We start from the raw sequence: 20,005 nt of genomic DNA on the forward strand, positions 1-20,005 counted from the left end.
TCGTTTTCAGGGTGTTCCACAAAAATGCGTTACGTCGGTCAAAACGGTTTGCAACGATGGGCGGGGGGACTATCAAAGACGGACAAGAGTTGGGAGGACTGAATGACGAGTTCGAGAGAAGGTCATGACGGCAGGCGGATCGCCTTTCTCGGCACCGGCCTGATGGGCGCGCCGATGGCTCGCCGGCTGCTTGGCGCGGGCTTTGCCGTCACCGTCTGGAATCGCGATGCCGGCAAGGCCGAGGCGCTTGCGGGAGACGGCGCGATCTGCGCTAAAACACCGGTGGATGCCGTTTCGGGTGCCGACGTCGTCATCACTATGCTCACCAACGCCGAGGCGGTGAAGGACGTGTTGTTCGACCGCGGAGCGGCCGATGCGATGACGCCTGGCACAACCGTCATCGACATGAGTTCGATCGCCCCGCATTTCGCCCGCGACCATTCGGCGAGGCTTGCCGACCGCGACATCCATCATGTCGATGCGCCGGTATCAGGCGGTGTCGTCGGGGCGGCAGCGGGTACGCTTGCGATCATGGCGGGCGGTGACAAGGACGTGGTCGACGGGCTTGCAGATGTCTTTGCGCCGATGGGGCGCGTGACCCGCGTCGGTCCAAGCGGGGCGGGCCAGCTCGCCAAGCTTGCCAACCAGCAGATCGTTGCGGTGACGATCGGCGCCGTCGCCGAAGCGATGATGCTGATCGAAGCGGGCGGCGGCTCGCAGGCGGCCTTCCGGGACGCCATTCGCGGCGGCTTTGCAGAGAGCCGTATCCTTGAACTGCACGGCAAGCGCATGGTCGAGCGGCAGTTTACGCCAGGCGGTTCGTCCAGCAACCAGTTGAAGGATCTGAACGCCGCCATGGAGACAGCCAATACCCTGTCGTTGACACTGCCGCTGACTGCGGCGGTGCATGCCGAATTCAGCGAATTCGTCGCCAATGGCAATGGCGAAAAGGATCATAGCGGCCTGCTCCTCCATCTCGAAGAGAAGAATGCCCGGCCGGGAGGAAAGAAGTGACGGACAACCATTCGCCGAAGCGGCGCCTGCGTTCGCAGGACTGGTTCGACAATCCCGATCATATCGACATGGCAGCGCTCTATCTCGAGCGCTTCATGAATTACGGCATCACGCCGGAAGAGCTGCGCTCCGGCAAGCCGATCATCGGAATTGCCCAGAGCGGCAGCGATCTTACGCCCTGCAACAGGGTGCATGTCGAGCTTGCCAAGCGCGTGCGGGACGGCATTCGCGATGCCGGCGGCATTCCGATCGAGTTTCCGACACATCCGATCTTCGAGAATTGCAAACGCCCGACAGCCGCACTCGACCGCAATCTCGCCTATCTCGGCCTCGTCGAAATCCTCTACGGCTATCCACTTGACGGCGTCGTGCTGACCACCGGCTGCGACAAGACCACGCCTTCGGCGATCATGGCGGCTTCGACGGTCGATATCCCGGCGATCGTGCTCTCCGGCGGCCCGATGCTCGACGGCTGGCACGAGGGGGAGCTGGCGGGCTCCGGCACGGTGATCTGGCGGATGCGGCGGAAATATGCAGCAGGCGAGATCGATCGGGAGGAATTCCTGCAGGCGGCGCTCGATTCTGCGCCTTCCGTCGGCCACTGCAATACGATGGGCACCGCTTCGACGATGAATGCGCTGGCCGAGGCACTCGGCCTTTCGCTGACCGGCTGTGGCGCCATTCCGGCCGCTTACCGCGAACGCGGCCAGATGGCCTACCGCACCGGGCGACGCGCCGTCGAAATCGTGTTCGAGGATCTGAAGCCGTCGGATATCCTGACGCGCGAGGCTTTCCTGAATGCGATCCGCACCAATTCGGCGATCGGCGGCTCGACCAACGCGCAGCCGCATCTGGCCGCGATGGCGAAGCACGCTGGCGTCGAACTCTATCCCGACGACTGGCAGGTGCATGGCTTCGATATCCCGCTGCTGGCCAATGTCCAGCCGGCGGGCGCCTATCTCGGCGAGCGCTTTCATCGTGCCGGCGGCACGCCGGCGATCATGTGGGAACTGCTGCAGGCCGGAAAGCTCGACGGCAACTGTCGCACGGTGACGGGCAGGACGATGGCCGAGAACCTAGAGGGCAAGGAAGCGCGCGACCGCGAGGTTATCAAGCCGTTCGCCGAGCCGCTGAAAGAGCGGGCGGGCTTCCTCGTTCTCAAAGGCAATCTCTTCGATTTCGCGATCATGAAGATGAGCGTGGTCTCGGAGGATTTTCGCCGGCGCTACCTTGAGGAACCCGGGCACGAAGGTGTCTTCGAGGGCAAAGCGGTGGTTTTCGACGGTTCCGAGGACTATCACAAGCGCATCAACGATCCCGAACTCGGTATCGACGAAAATACCATCCTCGCCATCCGCGGCGCCGGGCCGATCGGCTGGCCGGGTTCGGCTGAGGTCGTCAACATGCAGCCGCCGGATCATCTCCTGAAGCGCGGCATCCGCAGCCTGCCGACGATCGGCGACGGCCGCCAGTCGGGCACGGCGGACAGTCCCTCGATCCTCAATGCCTCGCCGGAAAGTGCCGCCGGAGGCGGCCTCGCCTGGCTTCGTACCGGCGATATCATCCGCATCGACTTCAACCACGGGCGCTGCGACATGCTGGTCGAGGACGCCGAGATCGAACGGCGCAAGGGCGACGGCATCCCGCCAGTGCCGGCGGATGCGACGCCATGGCAGCAGATCTACCGCCGCTCGGTGACGCAATTGTCGGACGGAGCGGTGCTGGAGGGAGCGGCGGAATTCCGCCAGATCGCAAAAACCCCGCCGCGGCACAACCACTGATCTTGAAGGTGCTGCAGACTGCAAGTCCTTTGATCCAAAAGGGGAAAGTCGTAACGAACAGTTCACCTAGTCATTAGTTCGGTCGTCAGGACAAGGCTTCATTAATGCCGGCTTGAGACCATATTGCCGTAATGCAAGCTTCTAAGGCTGGGACCGCGTTGCCAGAGAAAAAAGCCACACGATCCGAACACGAGTTTCAGGATCTTCTGCGTCGGCTCGAACTCGCTCTCGATGCATCCCGGATCGGTGTCTGGGAGCACAGCATCGAGCAGGACGGGATCTTGTGGGATGCGCAGATGCATCGTCTCTACGAGACCGGCGAAACCTGCCGGCTGGTGCCGGCATCGCTTTGGTCGAATGCCATCCATCCCGATGATCGCGAGCGGGCCGAACGCGACTTCGAGCAGGCGATAACGACACGCGGCGCCTATAATTCACAATTTCGGATCGTGCTGCCGAGCGGTGAAATCCGCCATTTGCGTTCGCGCGCGCATTTCTATGTCGATGCGGAGGGTCTGCCCTCCTTCATCGGCGCCGAATGGGATGTGACGGCCGACGTCCTGCTCAACGCGGAACTCGCGCGGCAAAAGGTGGTGGCCGAGGCGAGGGCGCTGGCGCTGGAAGAAAGCAATGCTCGCATCGAGCATGTCGCCGATCATGACTATCTCACCGGCTTGCCGAACCGGCGCCTTCTCGACAAGCGGCTGGCGGAGTTGCCGGCCGACAAGAGCATCACGACGCTTGGCGTGCTGCATCTCGACCTCGACCAGTTCAAGCAGATCAACGACAGCCACGGTCATGCGGCAGGCGACGCCGTTCTCAGGGCCGCAGCACTTCGAATCACCGCCGCCATTCCTGCAAATGGCGTGGTCGCCCGCGTCGGTGGCGATGAATTCGTCATCGTGCTGGTCAATTTCACCGATCTCACTGAGCTGAAGCTGATCACCGAAGACCTCCAGCGTCGGCTGCGGAAGAAGATCCGCTTCGGCCAGGAGATGCTGCAATCCGGCGCCTCGATCGGCGTTTCCTGGAGCGGCGATCGGCGGGCGCGCAACCTGCTTGCCGAATCCGATTTGGCGCTTTACCAGGCCAAGAAGCTCGGGCGCAGCCGTGTCGAATTCTTCACGCGGCAATTGCAGGAGGATCTGCGCTCCAAGCGTCGCCTCGCCGAAGAGCTGAAGCTCGGGCTGGAGCGCGGTGAGATACTTCCCTATTATCAGGTGCAGCTCGACGCCCGGACCCGGGAGGTCATCGGCTTCGAGGCGCTGGCGCGCTGGAAACACCCCGAAAAGGGCGTGCTTGCTCCGGGGGTATTCCTGAAGATCGCCGACGAGCACGGGCTTGCGGCGGAGATCGACGCGGCGATCCTCAAAAGCGTTCTCGAAGACCGGTTGTTCTGGCTGTTGCGCGGCCTTGCGGTTCCGCGCATCGCCGTCAATATCTCGGCGTCCCGCCTTGCCGATCCGGCGTTGCTCGACAAGCTGAGGAAACTCGATATCCCGCCCGGCGCGATCGTCTTCGAACTGGTTGAGACGATTTTCCTCGACGACAGCGACGAAAAACTGCTCGATCATATCGGCGATATCAAACAGATGGGCATCGACATCGAGATCGACGACTTCGGATCGGGCCATGCTTCGCTCATCGGTCTCGTCAAGCTGCGGCCGAAGCGGCTGAAGATCGACCGGCAGCTCGTCACCGAGGTCGTCAGCTCCGCCGAGCAGCGGCGCGTGGTGGGGTCGATCGTGGAAATCGCCAAGGCACTCGATGTCGAGGTGATCGCCGAGGGCATCGAGACCGAGGCGCATGCCGTCGTGCTGGCGCAGCTCGGCTGCGACGGTCTGCAGGGTTATGCGTTCGGTTATCCCGCACCGGCGGCCGAGACAGAGCGTCTTTTCTCATCGCCGACGAGCCGAATCGAAAAGCAGAAGACCGCGATGCTGAACGGCCGGTGATCCTTCCGCGGGCGACGGTCGTCGCTCCCGGTTTTTTGCCGCGTTGCGGAGGTGATTTCGGACGAATGCTTCTCTCGTCTTTCAAATTGGCAGGCGGTATCTTTTCGACGCGGCTTTTTATTCGCACCGGCTGGAAGATAATTGAGGCGCAAGTAATTTTCTTGAGCTTGCAACGGCATTGTTTCATGGTAATGCGGAAACGAAGGCTTTCTGTATTGCATCGAAAAATGATTATACGCGTCGTCAAGTCGATGAGCGCGGCTCTCCATCGTTCGCAGGTGCAATCGGGGGCTGGGGCCTGACAATTGCTTTGCCGTTGCCGGGATGGACTTGCGGGACATTCAATCTGGGAAAGTTGCATGAATTCGGAATTTGCCGTTCGTTCGATGCGGCCCGGCGAACTGGAACTCGTGCTCGAATGGGCGCGTCAGGAAGGCTGGAACCCTGGTCTCGACGATTCGCTTGCATTCAACGAGGCCGATCCGTCGGGATTTTTCGTCGGCTCCATCGGTGAAGTCCCCGTCGGCTCGATCTCGGTCGTCAAATATGGCGATATGTTCGCCTTCCTGGGCCTCTACATCGTCCATCCCGATTTTCGCGGCAAGGGTTACGGCAAGGCGATCTGGGCGGCGGGCATCGCCAGCGTGGGAGATCGCACCATCGGTCTCGATGGCGTCGCCGCGCAGCAGGACAACTACCGCAAGGCCGGCTTCGAACCCGCCTATTCCACCATTCGTTACGGCGGTGTCGCTACTTCCTTGCCGGTCTCGACGCTTGTCGCGCAGCCGGTGCTGGATTCACGCCTCGAAGGCCTGCAGCGATATGATTCGGCGATCTTTCCGCAGTCGCGGGATGCCTTTCTCGCTGCCTGGTGCACCGCCCGCAAGGGCCGTCGTTCGGCGGTGGTGCGCAAGAGCCACAAGATCCGCGGTTACGGCACGATCCGCCGCTGCTACGAGGGCTACAAGATCGGCCCGCTTTTTGCCAACGATGCCGACAGCGCCGCGGCGCTGCTTGCCGAATTGATCCCCGAGGCAAAAGGGGCCGCGGTCTTCATCGACATTCCCGCAGAGAACCACGAGGCGGTCGCGCTTGCCGAAGGTATCGGCCTTCAACCGGTATTCGAGACGACACGCATGTATCGCGGGCCGGCGCCGGCCATTCCGCTGAAGCACGTCTTCGGCGTGACGACGCTGGAGCTTGGTTAAAGCCTTTCCTGACCAGGAAAAGGTTTTAATCCACGGGTGAGGCGGGCACGGTCGGCGACGAAGCTTTCGGACGGCCCTTTTCGGCGATCGCGATGCCGCCCAAGGTCAGCACCAGTGCGATCACATGGAAGGACTGCAGTCTCTCGCCGATCAGGGCGACGGAAAGCAGCGTTCCGAACACCGGCACGAGATTGATGAAGAGGCCGGCGCGGTTGGCGCCGATTGCCACGACGCCTTTGATATAGAGGATTTGCGCCACCAGCGACGGGAAGATCGCCGTGTAGAGAGTGATGACCCAGCCTGCCTGGTCCGGCCACTGCGCGGCACCCCGGCCGGCCTCCCAGAGGAGCAGCGGCAGCGAGGTCAGCATGGCGCCGAGCGCCGGGACCGCCATCAGCGTGCGCCAGTCGAGCGGCGGCTTCCAGCGCAGGAAGATCGTGTAGACCGAATAGGCGGCAATGGCGATCAGCATCAGCCCGTCGCCGCGGTTGAGGCTGAGTTGCAGCAGCGTTGCGAGGTCGCCATGAGCGGCCGTCAGGGCGACGCCGATCAGCGTCATGCCGAAACCGAGACATTGCGCCAGCGAGATGCCGGTACGGAAGAACATGAAATTCAGCAGGAAGATCAGCATCGGAATGCCGGCCTGCTCGATGGCGACGTTGATCGCCGTCGTATATTGCACGGCCGAGTAAAGCATAGCGTTGAAAAGGGTGTAGCCGATGACGCCATAGAAGAGGAGCAGCGGCAGGTTCTTCCTGACTACCGGCCAGTCCTTCCGCAACTGCGGTACTGAAATTACGGCGATCATTGCCACGGCGAGGAACCAGCGCAGGAAGGTCAGCATCATCGGACTGATATGCCCGAGCGCGAGTTTGCCGGCGACGGAGTTGCCGCCCCAGCAGAGGGTGGCGATAACGAGACAGATATAGGCCGTGGCTTGCAAGAGCGTTCTTCCCGTCTTTCCGCGATCGCCGAGCGGCGTTTTGTGACGGGAAATAGCCTGTCGGCTGCTGATTTGTCACGTAAAAAGCCCAATCTGCTGTGACAACAGGGTCGCTTTCCAAAAAACAAAGCTTTATAGATGCGCGGGTTTGAGCAGGTGCGCGGTTCCGCGCCGGTAACAGGAAGAGTTGGATGACGAACGTAGTCGTGGTCGGTTCGCAATGGGGTGACGAAGGCAAGGGCAAGATTGTCGACTGGCTTTCGGAGCGTGCGGATATCGTTGTGCGCTATCAGGGCGGACACAATGCCGGCCATACGCTCGTCATCGACGGCACGAGCTATAAGCTCTCGCTGCTGCCGTCCGGCGTCGTGCGCCCGGGCAAGATGGCCGTCATCGGCAACGGTGTCGTCGTCGATCCGCATGCGCTGATCGCCGAGATCGGCCGGCTGGAGGCGCAGGGCGTGACGGTCACGCCTGACAATCTGCGCATTGCAGACAATGCGACGCTCATTCTTTCTCTGCACCGCGAGCTCGACGCGATGCGCGAGGATGCGGCGTCGAACAGCGGCACCAAGATCGGCACGACGCGCCGCGGCATTGGCCCGGCCTATGAAGACAAGGTCGGCCGCCGCGCCATCCGCGTCATGGATCTTGCCGATCTCGAGAGTCTTTCCGGCAAGGTCGACCGTATTCTGACGCATCACAATGCGCTTCGCCGCGGCCTCGGCGTTGCCGAAGTCAGCCACCAGACGATCATGGACGAGCTGACCTCGATCGCCGACCGCGTGCTGCCCTTCCGCGATACGGTCTGGCTTTTCCTCGACAAGGAGCGCCGCAAGGGCGCCCGCATCCTTTTCGAAGGTGCGCAGGGCAGCCTGCTCGATATCGATCACGGCACCTATCCCTTCGTGACCTCGTCCAACACAGTCGCCGGCCAGGCCGCTGCCGGTTCGGGCATGGGTCCGGGTTCTCTCGGCTATATCCTGGGCATTACCAAGGCCTATACGACGCGTGTCGGCGAAGGCCCGTTCCCGACCGAACTAACGGATGAAATCGGTCAGTTCCTCGGCGAGAAGGGTCATGAATTCGGCACGGTGACGGGCCGTAAGCGCCGTTGCGGCTGGTTCGACGCGGCACTCGTACGCCAGTCGGTCGCCACCAACGGCATCACGGGCATCGCGCTCACCAAGCTCGACGTGCTCGACGGTCTCGAGGAATTGAAGATCTGCGTCGGCTATATGCTCGACGGCGAACAGATTGATCATCTTCCCGCAAGCCAGGGAGCGCAAGCTAGGGTCGAACCGATCTACGTCACCCTGGAGGGATGGAAGGAATCGACCGTCGGAGCCCGCAGTTGGGCGGATCTGCCGGCACAGGCGATCAAATATGTTCGCCAGGTCGAAGAGCTGATCGGGGCACCAGTCGCGCTCCTTTCCACCAGCCCGGAGCGGGATGACACGATACTTGTGACCGATCCGTTTGAGGATTAAGCTCACGGGTCACTGTGGAGGATGGTTCGGTAGAGTGCCGGACTTCTTGAGAAAGTACTGATGGCGGATTTTATTGCAGTCATTCGGCGGGCCGTCGACGGCCTGGCTGAAAATACCCCCGAGATGCGGGTGAAAGTCTACGAACGTGCCCGCGGCGCAGTGCAGCGGCAGCTCGAGAACATGAAGCCGCGTCCGCCGGAAGCCATGCTGCAACGCCAGCTCGAAAAGCTCGAGGCTGCCATCCGCGAAGTGGAAGGCGAACACTCCGAGGCGATGCCGCTCGATGAGCCGGTTGCGGCCGTCGCCGCGGCGGAATCCTTCGAAGAACAAGCGGTTCCCGACGAAAGCGAACCGGCGCCAGCGGCGGAGACGGCTGTCGAGGAACCGGTTTACGAAGCCTATGCGGAACCGCAGGCCGCTGAGGCCGCCGACGAGCCCGATCACGTGGAAGCCGCCGCGCCGGAGGAAGCTGAGGAAGAGGTCGCTTCCGAGGAGCCTCTTTCCCAGGAAACGATCGTTTCCGCGGAAAACCCTGTTCCCGCGGAAACCCCTGTTCCGGCGGAAACCCCTGTTCCCGCGGAGACACCGGTTTCGCCGGAAACATCCGGTCCGGCCGAGACATACTGGCATCCCTCGCATGAGGAGGAAGCGCCAGCCGAGGAATGGCATGCCAGCGAGGCGCGCGACGTCGCTGCCGAAGACGTGCCGGCCGAATATGATGGCTGGGAAGCGCCAGCCTCCGAGCATCGCGACGAGCAAGCCGCCGAAGACCGTGCCGACGAGCAGCATCCCCTGGAAGCCGACGAGGTCGCGGACGAACCTGCGGCCGTGGAAAGCGAGGAGCCGGAGGCCGAGGAGGCCTACGAGCCCGTCGAGCCGTTGCAGCCGATCACCCGCGGCATAGACCACGCATCCAACCGCCTGGTGGAGCCGGTCGCCGATTTCGATCGTCCGCAGGAGTTCGTCGAGCACAGCCGCGAGGAGCCGTTGCAGGCCGAAGCTGCGGCGCATTTCGACCCCGTCTGGACCGAGCCCGTTGCCGAAACGCCGGCTCCGGCGCCCAAGGATGCGGAGACCGAATGGGCGGAAGAGGAACTCCGGCAATATTCGGAGACGGCGCAGGCGCCGATTACTGCCGACGCCTCGGCGCGCGCCTTCGAGGAGGTGATATCGAGCCTCGAAAAAGTGGCACCCGCCGCCGTCATGCCGGCTGCCAAGGAAAGTTTTTCCTGGGAGACGGCTGCCTTCGACGATCTGCCGCCGATCGAGGCCGGCAACAATAAGAAGACGCCGGTTGCCTCTCATTTCGACGATGTAGATATCTTCGCGGAAGTGCACAACGGCAAGCCAGCGCCTGCTAGCGGCGCGCCGAGCGAGGACTGGCGAGAGGCGAAGGCGCTGCGCGGCTACGACCGCCGCGGCTCTGTCGCCGCTGATGACGATGACGCCAATCCGTCGATGGATATCGATCAGATTGTCGCCTCCAAGTTGCAGGGCAAGAGCTTCCGTATGGAGCCGAAGCGCCGCCGCTTCGGCATCGGCACCGTGATCACGCTCATCTTCGCACTCATCCTGATCGGTGGCGGCGCCTATGCCGGCTGGACGAACAGAGAGGCACTGGTGGCGATGGTCGACGGGCTCGTCAGCTCGGCACCGTCGCAGGCGACCAGGAACGAGGCGGCAACCCCACCGGACGGCTCGACGACGACGCCTGCCCAGCCGAGCGCGGTGACGCCAGCCCAGCCAACCACACCAGGAGCGCAGAATACTCCAGCGGCGCCGGCGCAGCCGAACCCGAACCCGAACCCGCAAGTAGCGTCAGTGAACAATGACGGCGCTGCGGCCAATTCGAAATTCACCCAGCGGCTGCTGACCGATGGAACCGAGGTCGACAGCGGACCGGCGACGGTGCCGGGAACGCCGACCGCGGAAGGAAAATCGGTCGCCGAACAGAATGTTGCGGCAGCCGATACGCCGCCTGCCAGCGCGCAGGGCGATGCGGCACCCGCCGACACGCGGACGCCGAACGGCCCGGTGGCATCGCCGCCGCAGACCGCGCCCGTCGGTTCGTCGCAAAAGATGTTCCTCTATGAGGAGCGCATCGGCCAGAGCTCGCCGACGGCGATCGAGGGATCAGTCGTCTGGAGCGTGCAGCACGAGGCCGGCCAGGATGGCCGGCAGGAGGCGACGGTGCAGGGCAATGTCACGGTTCCCGAGCGCAATCTCTCGGCTCTCGTGACCTTCAAGCGCAATTCCGATCCGTCGCTGCCGGCAAGCCATCTCGTCGAGATCGTCTTCTCAGTGCCGCCGAATTTCGAAGGCGGCAGCATCGACAGCGTCCAGCGCATCTCGATGAAGCGCACGGAGCAGGACCGCGGTGACGCGCTGATCGCGGTTCCGGCCAAGATCACCGACGATTTCCACATGATCGCGCTCAACGACTACCCCGATGCGCGCAAGGCCAATCTCGACCTGATGTCGACCCGCAACTGGATCGATATACCGATCACCTACCGCAACGGCCGCCGCGCGCTGCTGACGATGGAAAAGGGCGGTACGGGAACGGACGCCTTTAATACCGCGATCAAGGAATGGACTGCGCTCGGAGATGTGTCGACGAGCCAGTGACGGTTTCCCGATCTTGGCGCGGTGCCGAGGCTGCAGACAAAGATGAATGAAAAACAAAAGGCGGGCCGCAAGGACCCGCCTTCTTCAATTGTATCACGCGAGGGGTTTATGCCGTGGCTTCGACGACCCGGACGGCCTTCGCGCGTTCCAGGGCTTCCTTGCGGACGGCGTCCTGCACCTTTTCGAAGGCGCGGACCTCGATCTGGCGAACGCGTTCGCGGCTGATATCGAATTCAGTCGAAAGGTCTTCCAGGGTCACTGGATCCTCGGCAAGGCGGCGAGCCTCGAAGATGCGACGTTCGCGCTCGTTCAGCACGCTCATCGCTTTCGCCAGCATGCGCCGGCGGGTGTCGAGCTCGTCCTGTTCGATCAGCACGTCTTCCTGGCTGTCATGGTCATCCACCAGCCAATCCTGCCATTGGCCGCCGTCACCTTCGGCTGCCTTGATCGGCGCGTTCAGCGAGGCGTCGCCGGAGAGGCGGCGGTTCATCGAAATGACCTCCTCCTCCGAGACGTTCAGCTTGGTGGCGATCTCCGAGACGTGCTCCGGCTTCAGGTCGCCGTCATCGATTGCCTGGATGCGGCCTTTCAGCCGGCGCAGGTTGAAGAACAGCCGCTTCTGGTTGGCGGTCGTGCCCATCTTCACCAGCGACCACGAACGCAGGATATATTCCTGGATCGAGGCCTTGATCCACCACATGGCGTAGGTTGCGAGACGGAAGCCGCGCTCGGCATCGAACTTCTTGACGGCCTGCATCAGGCCGACATTGCCTTCGGAGACGACTTCGCCGATCGGCAGGCCGTAGCCGCGATAACCCATCGCGATCTTCGCTACGAGGCGAAGGTGGCTGGTGACGAGCTTGTGGGCGGCATCGCGGTCACCATGCTCGGCATAACGCTTGGCGAGCATGTATTCCTGCTGCGGCTCCAGCATCGGGAACTTGCGGATTTCGTCGAGGTAACGATTGAGACCGGCTTCACCGGCGGTAATGGACGGCAAGGTATTTCGGGCCATAGTGCACCCTCCTAAAGTGAATTCCGGTTCCCGATGGAAACGCATCCTCGCGTTAAAAAAGGCAAACCGGGACGTGCGGCTCTACTGCGAGCCCGCACTAAGTCAATATACAGATAAGTGTGGCGAAACGGCGGTTCAAGGTGCCGCTCACGCAGGTGTGAGTTGGGTAGGCGGCATTCGGAGCCCGGCTTTATCGCCGCAGCGCATCGACCAGTTCGACCATATCATCCGGCAGCGGCACCTCGAAATGCATGATTTCGCCGGTGCGAGGATGCTCGAATTGCAGCATGAAGGCATGCAGCGCCTGCCGGCCGAAACCGTTGACGACATTGCGGATCTCTTCGGGGAGGAGATTGGCCTTGGTCTTGAAGCCGGCGCCGTAAACCGTGTCGCCGAGCAGCGGATGGCCGATATGGGCCATGTGGACACGGATCTGGTGGGTGCGCCCGGTTTCGAGGTGGCACTCGACCAGCGAGGCGAACGCGGTCGCGTCCGGCTTCTCATGGAAGCGCTCGATCACCTGGTAGTGCGTGATCGCCTCGTCGGCGTCCTGACTGTCGGGGCGTTTGACGGCGCGGCGCGTGCGGTCGCCGGTGGCGCGGCCAAGCGGCGCGTCGACCGTGCCCGACAGCGTGCGGGGCCGGCCCCAGACGATTGCCTGATAGGCCCGCTCCAGCGGCGTGGTGCGGCCATGGTCGGCAAATTGCAGCGACAGGTGGCGATGGGCAATGTCGTTCTTGGCGACGACCATGACGCCCGTCGTATCCTTGTCGAGACGGTGGACGATGCCGGGGCGGCGCACGCCGCCGATGCCGGAGAGCGTATCGCTGCAATGGTGGATCAGCGCGTTGACCAGCGTCCCCGTCCAGTTGCCGGCGCCGGGATGGACGACGAGACCGGAAGGCTTGGAGATAACGATGACGTCGTCGTCCTCATGGAGGATATCCAGCGGGATATCCTCGCCCTGCGGCGTCGGGTCTTCCGGCTCGGGCAGCGTGAGTTCGAAACTGTCGCCGGTGCGCACCTTGCGCTGCGGGTCGGTGACGGGTTCGCCGCGCAGAAAAACCTGGCCGTCCTTGATCAGCGCCTTGATGCGGCTGCGCGAAAATTCCTCGCCGACCTGCGCCGTCAGCCAGGAGTCCAGCCGGCCTTCGGCAGTTTCATCGGCGGTCAGGACTTTTCTATTGCCGGCTGCTTGTTTAAAGGGGTCGCTCAAGACGCTTCTTCTCCGACGTATTTTTTAGAACGGGACGCACAGATGACAGCAATCGAGCCAGACGACCAGGAAGAGAAGCCCCTTGATCCGGCGATGGAAAGTGTCCGGCGCAAGATGGTCCGCCTGCAGATCGTCTCCGGCGCCATCATGTTCGTGAGCCTTATGGCGGTCTTCGGCGCGGTTGTCTACAAGGTGATGCACAGCGAGCCGAAGGAGACGGCGTCCGCTGTTACCGCCTCCGGCGTACCTTCGGATGCGCCGCTTGCGGCAACCGTTTCCCTGCCGCTCGGCTTCAAGGTGCAGTCCACTTCGTTTTCAGCTGGGCAGCTTCTGTTCTACGGCGAAACGGTCGAGGGCAAGAACAAGGCGCTGGTCTACGATCTCAGGACCGGCCGCACCGTCGCCGACGTCACTGTTACGGGCAATTGAGGCCGGCATGGCCGCCGTCCCGATCGACATCGACAGCGCCGACGATCCGCGCGTCGCTGAATTCCGCGAGATCCGCGAGCGCGACCTGACGGGGCGAGAGAGCCGCTTCATCGCCGAGGGCACCGTCGTGCTGCGCATGCTCGCCGAGGCGCATGCGGCAGGCCGCGGCTTTTTCGCCGAGAAGATCCTGCTGCTGCGCAACCGCGTCGAGGGCGTGCTGCCCATCCTGGAGCGGTTTCCGGCCGATGTGCCGGTCTATGTCGCCGGGGCGGATGTGCTCGACGGCGTCGTCGGTTTCCATCTGCATCGCGGCGTTCTCGCGCTTGGCCGGCGACAGGATCGCGGGGAGGCGGCACTTCTCGACGCACTGCCGGAACGGGCGCTGGTGCTCGTCGGCTGCGGCATTTCCAATCATGACAATGCCGGCTCGATGTTCCGCAATGCGGCCGCCTTCCGGGCGGATGCAGTGCTGCTCGACGAAACCTCCTGTGATCCACTCTACCGCAAGGCGCTGCGCGTCTCGGTCGGTTCGGTGCTGAGCGTTCCGCACCGCCGCGGCGGCAAGGCGCTGGATGTGCTCCTGGCGCTTGCCGAACGGAGCTTTGCCATCTGGACGCTTTCACCGCACGGCAAGACCGATATCCGCGCCATTCCGGCCTCGACGCGCATGGCGCTCGTCGTCGGGACCGAGGGCGAGGGGTTGCCGGAGGCGCTGCTTGCGCGATTCCAGAGCGCGCGCATTCCACAGTCGGAGGAACTCGACAGCCTCAATGCTGCGACGGCGACGGGGATCGCGCTGTTTTCCATGGCCTCGGCGATGGGCCGGGTCTAACGCATATCCCTCTCAAATCGGAATCGATTTTCTAGGTTCTGTGTCAATTCAAACATAATGGCGCGCCGCGCGTCCTATCGGACGCTCGGGGGATCGGCGAGGATCGCGGTTGCCCTGTCGGCAAGGCTGACACGATCGTTCGGGTTCTTTTCCGCAGCTTCGACGAGGAGCGTGCGGATCGGCGAGGAGGGACCCTCGTTCAGGGCGGTCAGCGCCACCATATTGGCGGCGATCGAGGCGATCTCCTCGCGGATCGCACCATCGCGTCCGGCTACGGCCTTTGCCTTTTGCAGGCGCTCGGCCAGGGCGGCGCTGCGTTTGCGGACATCCTCGCCCATCTCAGCCGTGACGACAGCGGTGTCGAGCGCGGACGCGGTCGTGTCTTCCGTAATTTCCGCCGGCAGCTCCGCGGCCATCCCGGCAAGGCCGGCGTCGCGCAGCACCCGGTTGACCTTACGGATCTCGGCGTTGGCGGCCTTCAACTGCTCCTTCAACCTGGCGATCTCCTGCTGGCGGCGAGCGACCAGGTTTTCCTTTTCGGTGGCGGAAGCGCTATCGCGAGCGGCCTTGTCCTCCAGGCGGATCACCATATGCTGCTGCTGCGTCAGTTTCTGTTCGGCATCCTTGGCGCGCTTCTGCAGCAGGCTGACGTCCTGGCGCAGCGTGTCGCGTTCGTCGCGCAGCGCGTTGACGCGGAATTTCAGGCTCTCCGCCTCGGTCTCGCGTGCGGCCAGGTCTATTCTCAGCCCATCGGCCTGTTCACCGAGCTTGCTCAGCCGCGTCCGCATCGTCGCCAGTTCGCTCTCCTTGTTGGCAGCGGACTGCTCGGCAATATGCAGATTGGTCTTCAACTGGCTGATATAGTTCTCGTCCTTGCGCAGATGCGAGCGCTGGTCGGCCGCCTCGACATGCATCTCGCCGATCTGGGCCTGCAATTCGCCGATCTCGGCGGCAAGCCTGCCGGCATCGACGGCGAGGGCGTCGTGGCGAAGCTGGAACGACAGGGATTTCTCGCGCTCACGCAGAAGGTCCTGGGTGGTGCGGGCGTTTTCGGCGGCATAGAGCGCGCGCACCATGTCTTTCTGGGCGCGGACCTCCTGCGGGCTCAGCGGCATCGTCGCTTTCAGCCGGTTCTCGGTATACCAGACGATGCGGCGGTGAACGGCGGGCGAGACCAGAAAGACGAGGAAGGCCGCGGTCAGGAAGCCCAATCCGAACAAGAGAGCATATTCGATCACGGCGCGGCCATCGGTAAGAAGGTTGATACGAGGTCAGCCGCGATGATTAAGCACGCGTGACGCGCATGGCAAGGCCGCCGGTGGGGACGGCGGCAGATTCCAGCGGCTTTGAGGCCTCAGAAGGGGTTCCAGGTCGGCGCCTGGGTGATCTTGAGATAGCCGACATTGACGCCGAGGCGAGCACCGACGCCGGTGCGGATCGGCACGACCAGCACGTCGTTGTTCTTGAGCAGCGTCATGCCGAAGCCGGCGATCACATAGGCCGAGCCGCTGACACCGCCGAAGCGGGCATAGATGCCGTTGACGGAGGGCAGGTCGTAGACCAGCATCATCACGCGCGAGCCCTGGCCGCCGTAATCGAGGCCGAGCGAGGGGCCTTGCCAGTAGAGATTATGTTCGCCGGCGTTCTTGGTGTTCAGCTGGCCTTCGCCATAGGTAAGGCCGGCGATGAAGGCGCCGCCGCCTTCCTGTCCGAGGATATAGCCGTTCGGCAGGCCGTATTTCTGGAAGGCACTCTCGACCACTTTGGCAAGTCCGCCGCTGGCGGAGCCGAAGAAGGAGTGGCCGGCGTCGACGATTTCCTGCATCGTGTACTGGCCGTTGTCCTGGGCGGCAGCCGGCCCGGCAACCATCAGCGAGGAGAAGATGAGGGCCGAAAGTAACCTGCAGAAGCCGATGAATCGGTGCGGAAATTGAGGGCGCATGGTGTCATCCGTTCGTCGTTTGGCTAAGAGCGGGCAACCGCTCGCGGCGATTGGTGCATTTTGCGCCGATGATCTTAACAATCGGTTTACCAAATATGGTGTCATTATGGCACCGAGTACGATCGCAAACTTCGCGCAATTTTGATGAAGCATATTCCGGGCGCAATGAAATTGCCGCCCATCAGGAGACAATGATGTCCAAGAACCCCAATCTCACCCTGTCCGGCCCGGATCTGGCCGCGCTTCTTTGCAGCCGCGTTTGCCACGATGTCATCTCGCCGGTCGGCGCGATCAATAACGGGCTGGAGCTCCTGGATGAAGGCGGCGCCGATGCCGATGCGATGGACCTGATCCGCACCAGCGCGCTCAATGCTTCCGTCCGCCTGAAATTCGCACGTCTCGCCTTCGGCGCGTCGGGCTCCGTCGGCGCCTCGATCGACACCGGCGAGGCCGAGCGTGCAGCCAAGGATTTCGCCGTCGCCGAAAAAAAGACCGAGGTGATCTGGAACGGACCGCGCGCCATCGTCGCCAAGAACCGTGTCAAGCTGCTGCTCAACCTCTTCCTCGTTGCCTATTCCGCCATTCCGCGCGGCGGCGTGCTCGAGGTAACGCTCGAAAATCCCGAGTTCGATGCGAAGTTCAAGCTCACGTCCAAAGGCAAACTGATGCGCCTGCCGCCGAAGTTCGTCGAGATATCGACCGGCACTATCGAGGAGGCGATCGACGCCCATTCGATCCAGCCCTATTACACCGTGCTTCTGGCGCAGGAGTGCGGAATGACGCTTGATCACAGCGCCAGCGCCGACGAACTGGTGTTCACGGCAGTGGCTGCGGCAGCCTGATTTCGGGGCGCGGACCTGTGTCGGCGCCCCGTCCGGTAACGATTCTTTAGCCTGATGGACCTATTCTCCAGGGTTGTAAGAGGCCTCTTGCTGCGACGAATGCGGGGGCAAAGGAGCGACCATGCAAAGGTTCATGATCACCGATAATTCGGACATCGTCCGCAAGGTTGGCAAGCGCATTCTCTCCGAACTCGACTTTCTCGTCAGCGAGGCCTCCAACGCCGGCGAGGCGCTGCAGCGCTGCCAGGCGGAGCTGCCGGAATATCTGATCGTCGATTCCGGCATGGAAGGCGCCCTCGACCTCATCGCTGCCATCCGTGCCATGGAGGGCGGCAAAGAGGTCAAGATCTATTACTGCGTCGTCGAGGCGGATCTGAAGAAACTGATGGCAGGCAAACGGGCCGGTGCCACCGACTTCCTGCTGAAGCCGTTCGATCGCAAGATCCTGACTGCCGTTTTCGGAAATCGCGCGATCGCCGCCTGACGGGCAGATCTCTTTCCACCGATATCGGCACCACCGGAGCATGATGCCGCGTGCAAGCGGTTTCGGCCGCCCCACGCTATTTCCTAGATCGAAAGAACAGCGGATTTCAGGTCGATCCGGCCTGAGGTGAGGGCGGATTCTTATTGCGCAGGCAGAAACGAAAAATCCCGCCGAAAAGGCGGGATCTTCGTTTATCCGATAAGGGGGATCGGAAAAAAATATCAGGCGGTTTCGGCGTATTCGGCACCGTCCGGCTCGCGAAGAACGTAACCACGGCCCCAGACGGTCTCGATGTAGTTGGCGCCGCCGGCAGCGTTGGCGAGCTTCTTGCGGAGCTTGCAGATGAAGACGTCGATGATCTTCAGTTCCGGCTCGTCCATGCCGCCATAGAGGTGGTTCAGGAACATTTCCTTGGTGAGGGTGGTGCCCTTGCGGAGCGAAAGCAGCTCCAGCATCTGATATTCCTTGCCCGTCAGGTGGACGCGCTGGCCGCCGACTTCGACCGTCTTGGCATCGAGGTTGACGATCAACTCGCCGGTCATGATGACCGACTGGGCGTGTCCCTTGGAGCGGCGGACGATGGCGTGGATGCGGGCGACGAGCTCGTCCTTGTGGAACGGCTTGGTCATGTAGTCGTCAGCGCCGAAACCGAGGCCGCGAACCTTGTCTTCGATGCCGGCCATGCCCGACAGAATAAGGATGGGCGTCTTGACCTTGGACAGCCGGAGAGTGCGAAGCACTTCATATCCGGACATGTCGGGCAGGTTCAGATCGAGAAGGATGATATCATAATCATACAGCTTGCCCAGATCGACGCCTTCTTCACCGAGATCGGTGGTATAAACATTAAAACTCTCTGATTTAAGCATCAACTCGATGCTCTGCGCTGTCGCGCTGTCATCCTCGATTAGAAGTACCCGCATAATTATCCCCTTTACCGCCGCCGAAAGGTGGTCTGGCCCCCTACACGATACCGAACACGCTACGTGATTTGAAAGCTGCCACGAAATGGTTAACAAATTCTAATTCACTCTGGCAAGGAGTATCGAATTTATTAAACAATTTTTCCATTTCTCTGTTTTCCAATAAGAATCTCAAAAAGGTGCTCCTCAACTTTAACATTAGGAAACAGCGCTAAGTGATTCATCCGACTCGCCAATGAAAAGGTTCGAACTTCATGCCTCGGCATTTACCGACCCTTAAATCATCGGGCCTATCATTAACGATGCCCGTAAACGAAAGGTTACCAGCGGTAGGTATTTGTTAATATCGCGGGAAATTTTTTAGCAAACCGTGTCAAAGCGGCGCGCAGGGCAGTTTCAAGTTGAGCCGGGGTCTCGCATCACGGGAGTAATGCGTATGAAGTCGCGAGAAAGTCTCGTTCGCCTGAAGGAATTTCAGGTGAACGAAAAACGACGTCAGTTGCAGCAGTTGCAGATGATGATGTCCGAATTCGAACGGATGACGAAGGATCTGGAGAGCCAGATCGTCGTCGAGGAAAAGAAGTCCGGTATTTCCGACCCGAATCACTTTGCTTATCCGACCTTCGCCAAGGCCGCGCGTCAGCGGGCCGACAACCTGCAGGTTTCGATCAAGGAACTGAAGATGCAGGAAGAGACGCTGGAAATGGCGCTCGAGGAGATGCAGGCGGAATATGCAAGGGCCACAGCGCTGGAAGAGCGTGACGGCGGCGCCAGAGCAAGGGCGTAACAGAAACGGCTGGGTGCCGGCTTCGGCGCCCTGGGATCGCCACTGAGAAGCCATGTATGATGGGCGCGCTGTCCGTTATACATGGCTTTTGGTGTTTGCCTTATGGCGTCGCTCCCATGCGAAACGAGATTCGTCCCCCGCGGGGACGATTTGTCTTATGCATGTCCTTGTCCCAAAACCCGCTGTGCGTTTTTGGGCGACATGCATTAATTCACGACATCCTTCCATTCCGGATGGCGTTGCGCCTGCGCCTTGAAAAATGGGCAGAGCGGGAAGATCTTCCGGCCGCCGGTGCGGGCTGCCTCTACGGCGTGGAGCGCCAGTGCCTGGCCGACACCTTTGCCGCGCAGCGCATCGGGAACGGCCGTGTGATCGATGATGACCAGCTTCGGCGATGTGCGTGAATAGGTCATCTCCGCCTCGTGCCCTTCGACCTCGGCCGCATAGCGGCCGCCGGAGACGCCTTCCTCACTTCGAATGTCCATTGTCTTTCCTCATAACCGATATTGTCGTAGC

Annotated in this window: 18 protein-coding genes; 11 read left to right on the forward strand and 7 right to left on the reverse strand. The window is 62.0% G+C overall.

Features of this window, described 5'->3' with window-relative positions:
* The first annotated feature begins 102 nt into the window (after positions 1–102).
* The 4 genes from FFM53_RS18145 to FFM53_RS18160 all read left to right on the forward strand — a co-directional run bounded on the left by FFM53_RS18145 (position 103) and on the right by FFM53_RS18160 (position 5,958).
* Positions 103–1,014 carry an NAD(P)-dependent oxidoreductase gene (locus FFM53_RS18145; RefSeq protein WP_138386781.1) on the forward strand — a complete coding sequence of 304 codons (912 nt, stop codon included), beginning with the start codon at positions 103–105 and terminating at the stop codon, positions 1,012–1,014.
* Positions 1,011–2,795 carry an IlvD/Edd family dehydratase gene (locus tag FFM53_RS18150; protein WP_138386782.1) on the forward strand — a complete coding sequence of 595 codons (1,785 nt, stop codon included), beginning with the start codon at positions 1,011–1,013 and terminating at the stop codon, positions 2,793–2,795. Before FFM53_RS18145 ends, FFM53_RS18150 begins: the two co-directional genes overlap by 4 nt.
* Before the next feature lie 131 nt (positions 2,796–2,926).
* A complete protein-coding gene (locus FFM53_RS18155) occupies positions 2,927–4,750 on the forward strand; it encodes a putative bifunctional diguanylate cyclase/phosphodiesterase (protein WP_138386783.1) in 1,824 nt (607 codons plus the stop codon).
* 359 nt (positions 4,751–5,109) lie between these two features.
* Positions 5,110–5,958 (forward strand): GNAT family N-acetyltransferase, encoded by an 849-nt coding sequence (locus tag FFM53_RS18160; protein WP_138386784.1) that lies wholly within the window; start codon positions 5,110–5,112, stop codon positions 5,956–5,958.
* 25 nt (positions 5,959–5,983) lie between these two features.
* Here FFM53_RS18160 and FFM53_RS18165 read toward each other — a convergent pair whose 3' ends face one another.
* Positions 5,984–6,901: a DMT family transporter gene (locus FFM53_RS18165; protein WP_138386785.1), complete on the reverse strand. Its 918-nt coding sequence runs from the start codon at positions 6,899–6,901 to the stop codon at positions 5,984–5,986.
* A 191-nt stretch (positions 6,902–7,092) separates the two neighbouring features.
* Between FFM53_RS18165 and FFM53_RS18170 the strand changes: the two genes are divergently transcribed.
* The gene (locus tag FFM53_RS18170) at positions 7,093–8,391 is read left to right on the forward strand and encodes an adenylosuccinate synthase (RefSeq protein ID WP_138386786.1); all 1,299 of its coding nucleotides are present in this window, start codon (positions 7,093–7,095) and stop codon (positions 8,389–8,391) included.
* 60 nt (positions 8,392–8,451) lie between these two features.
* A complete protein-coding gene (locus FFM53_RS18175) occupies positions 8,452–11,019 on the forward strand; it encodes a hypothetical protein (RefSeq protein ID WP_138386787.1) in 2,568 nt (855 codons plus the stop codon).
* A 106-nt stretch (positions 11,020–11,125) separates the two neighbouring features.
* Here FFM53_RS18175 and rpoH read toward each other — a convergent pair whose 3' ends face one another.
* Both rpoH and FFM53_RS18185 read right to left on the reverse strand, forming a co-directional pair.
* Positions 11,126–12,034, reverse strand: a complete 909-nt coding sequence (rpoH, locus tag FFM53_RS18180; protein WP_003542378.1) for an RNA polymerase sigma factor RpoH — start codon at positions 12,032–12,034, stop codon at positions 11,126–11,128.
* A gap of 190 nt (positions 12,035–12,224) precedes the next feature.
* Entirely contained in the window at positions 12,225–13,250 is a 1,026-nt protein-coding gene (locus FFM53_RS18185; RefSeq protein WP_138386788.1) for an RluA family pseudouridine synthase, read from the reverse strand.
* A 42-nt stretch (positions 13,251–13,292) separates the two neighbouring features.
* Between FFM53_RS18185 and FFM53_RS18190 the strand changes: the two genes are divergently transcribed.
* The gene (locus FFM53_RS18190) at positions 13,293–13,679 is read left to right on the forward strand and encodes a hypothetical protein (RefSeq protein WP_003542374.1); all 387 of its coding nucleotides are present in this window, start codon (positions 13,293–13,295) and stop codon (positions 13,677–13,679) included.
* A gap of 7 nt (positions 13,680–13,686) precedes the next feature.
* The gene (locus tag FFM53_RS18195) at positions 13,687–14,511 is read left to right on the forward strand and encodes a TrmH family RNA methyltransferase (protein WP_138330190.1); all 825 of its coding nucleotides are present in this window, start codon (positions 13,687–13,689) and stop codon (positions 14,509–14,511) included.
* A 74-nt stretch (positions 14,512–14,585) separates the two neighbouring features.
* On the opposite strand, the gene FFM53_RS18200 is transcribed toward FFM53_RS18195, so the two are convergent.
* Together FFM53_RS18200 and FFM53_RS18205 are read right to left on the reverse strand one after the other, a co-directional pair.
* Entirely contained in the window at positions 14,586–15,749 is a 1,164-nt protein-coding gene (locus FFM53_RS18200) for a coiled-coil domain-containing protein (protein WP_138330191.1), read from the reverse strand.
* 116 nt (positions 15,750–15,865) lie between these two features.
* The gene (locus FFM53_RS18205) at positions 15,866–16,453 is read right to left on the reverse strand and encodes a DUF1134 domain-containing protein (protein WP_003542368.1); all 588 of its coding nucleotides are present in this window, start codon (positions 16,451–16,453) and stop codon (positions 15,866–15,868) included.
* 194 nt (positions 16,454–16,647) lie between these two features.
* Here FFM53_RS18205 and chpT point away from each other — a divergent pair, with 194 nt between their 5' ends.
* Positions 16,648–17,295: a histidine phosphotransferase ChpT gene (gene chpT, locus FFM53_RS18210; protein ID WP_003542366.1), complete on the forward strand. Its 648-nt coding sequence runs from the start codon at positions 16,648–16,650 to the stop codon at positions 17,293–17,295.
* A 121-nt stretch (positions 17,296–17,416) separates the two neighbouring features.
* Positions 17,417–17,779 carry a response regulator gene (locus tag FFM53_RS18215; protein ID WP_003542364.1) on the forward strand — a complete coding sequence of 121 codons (363 nt, stop codon included), beginning with the start codon at positions 17,417–17,419 and terminating at the stop codon, positions 17,777–17,779.
* Positions 17,780–18,000: 221 nt separating this feature from the next.
* On the opposite strand, the gene ctrA is transcribed toward FFM53_RS18215, so the two are convergent.
* A complete protein-coding gene (gene ctrA / locus FFM53_RS18220; protein WP_003542362.1) occupies positions 18,001–18,702 on the reverse strand; it encodes a response regulator transcription factor CtrA in 702 nt (233 codons plus the stop codon).
* 436 nt (positions 18,703–19,138) lie between these two features.
* On the opposite strand from ctrA, the gene FFM53_RS18225 reads away from it, so the two are divergent.
* Positions 19,139–19,489: a hypothetical protein gene (locus FFM53_RS18225; RefSeq protein ID WP_003542353.1), complete on the forward strand. Its 351-nt coding sequence runs from the start codon at positions 19,139–19,141 to the stop codon at positions 19,487–19,489.
* Positions 19,490–19,695: 206 nt separating this feature from the next.
* Here the strand turns inward: FFM53_RS18225 and FFM53_RS18230 are convergent, their stop codons facing one another.
* Positions 19,696–19,974, reverse strand: a complete 279-nt coding sequence (locus FFM53_RS18230; protein ID WP_138386789.1) for a GNAT family N-acetyltransferase — start codon at positions 19,972–19,974, stop codon at positions 19,696–19,698.
* Positions 19,975–20,005 lie beyond the last annotated feature (31 nt).

Origin of the sequence: Rhizobium indicum (genome assembly GCF_005862305.2) — a bacterium.
GTDB lineage: Bacteria > Pseudomonadota > Alphaproteobacteria > Rhizobiales > Rhizobiaceae > Rhizobium > Rhizobium indicum.

Bases quoted from the DNA above. Each gene is read 5' to 3' on its own strand.
- FFM53_RS18225 (WP_003542353.1), top strand. From the start codon at position 19,139: ATGAAGTCGCGAGAAAGTCTCGTTCGCCTGAAGGAATTTCAGGTGAAC.
- FFM53_RS18195 (WP_138330190.1), top strand. From the start codon at position 13,687: ATGGCCGCCGTCCCGATCGACATCGACAGCGCCGACGATCCGCGCGTC.
- FFM53_RS18175 (WP_138386787.1), top strand. From the start codon at position 8,452: ATGGCGGATTTTATTGCAGTCATTCGGCGGGCCGTCGACGGCCTGGCT.
- FFM53_RS18190 (WP_003542374.1), top strand. From the start codon at position 13,293: ATGACAGCAATCGAGCCAGACGACCAGGAAGAGAAGCCCCTTGATCCG.
- FFM53_RS18145 (WP_138386781.1), top strand. From the start codon at position 103: ATGACGAGTTCGAGAGAAGGTCATGACGGCAGGCGGATCGCCTTTCTC.
- FFM53_RS18230 (WP_138386789.1), bottom strand. From the start codon at position 19,974: ATGGACATTCGAAGTGAGGAAGGCGTCTCCGGCGGCCGCTATGCGGCC.
- chpT (WP_003542366.1), top strand. From the start codon at position 16,648: ATGTCCAAGAACCCCAATCTCACCCTGTCCGGCCCGGATCTGGCCGCG.
- FFM53_RS18160 (WP_138386784.1), top strand. From the start codon at position 5,110: ATGAATTCGGAATTTGCCGTTCGTTCGATGCGGCCCGGCGAACTGGAA.
- ctrA (WP_003542362.1), bottom strand. From the start codon at position 18,702: ATGCGGGTACTTCTAATCGAGGATGACAGCGCGACAGCGCAGAGCATC.
- FFM53_RS18205 (WP_003542368.1), bottom strand. From the start codon at position 16,453: ATGCGCCCTCAATTTCCGCACCGATTCATCGGCTTCTGCAGGTTACTT.
- FFM53_RS18215 (WP_003542364.1), top strand. From the start codon at position 17,417: ATGCAAAGGTTCATGATCACCGATAATTCGGACATCGTCCGCAAGGTT.
- FFM53_RS18170 (WP_138386786.1), top strand. From the start codon at position 7,093: ATGACGAACGTAGTCGTGGTCGGTTCGCAATGGGGTGACGAAGGCAAG.
- FFM53_RS18155 (WP_138386783.1), top strand. From the start codon at position 2,927: ATGCAAGCTTCTAAGGCTGGGACCGCGTTGCCAGAGAAAAAAGCCACA.
- rpoH (WP_003542378.1), bottom strand. From the start codon at position 12,034: ATGGCCCGAAATACCTTGCCGTCCATTACCGCCGGTGAAGCCGGTCTC.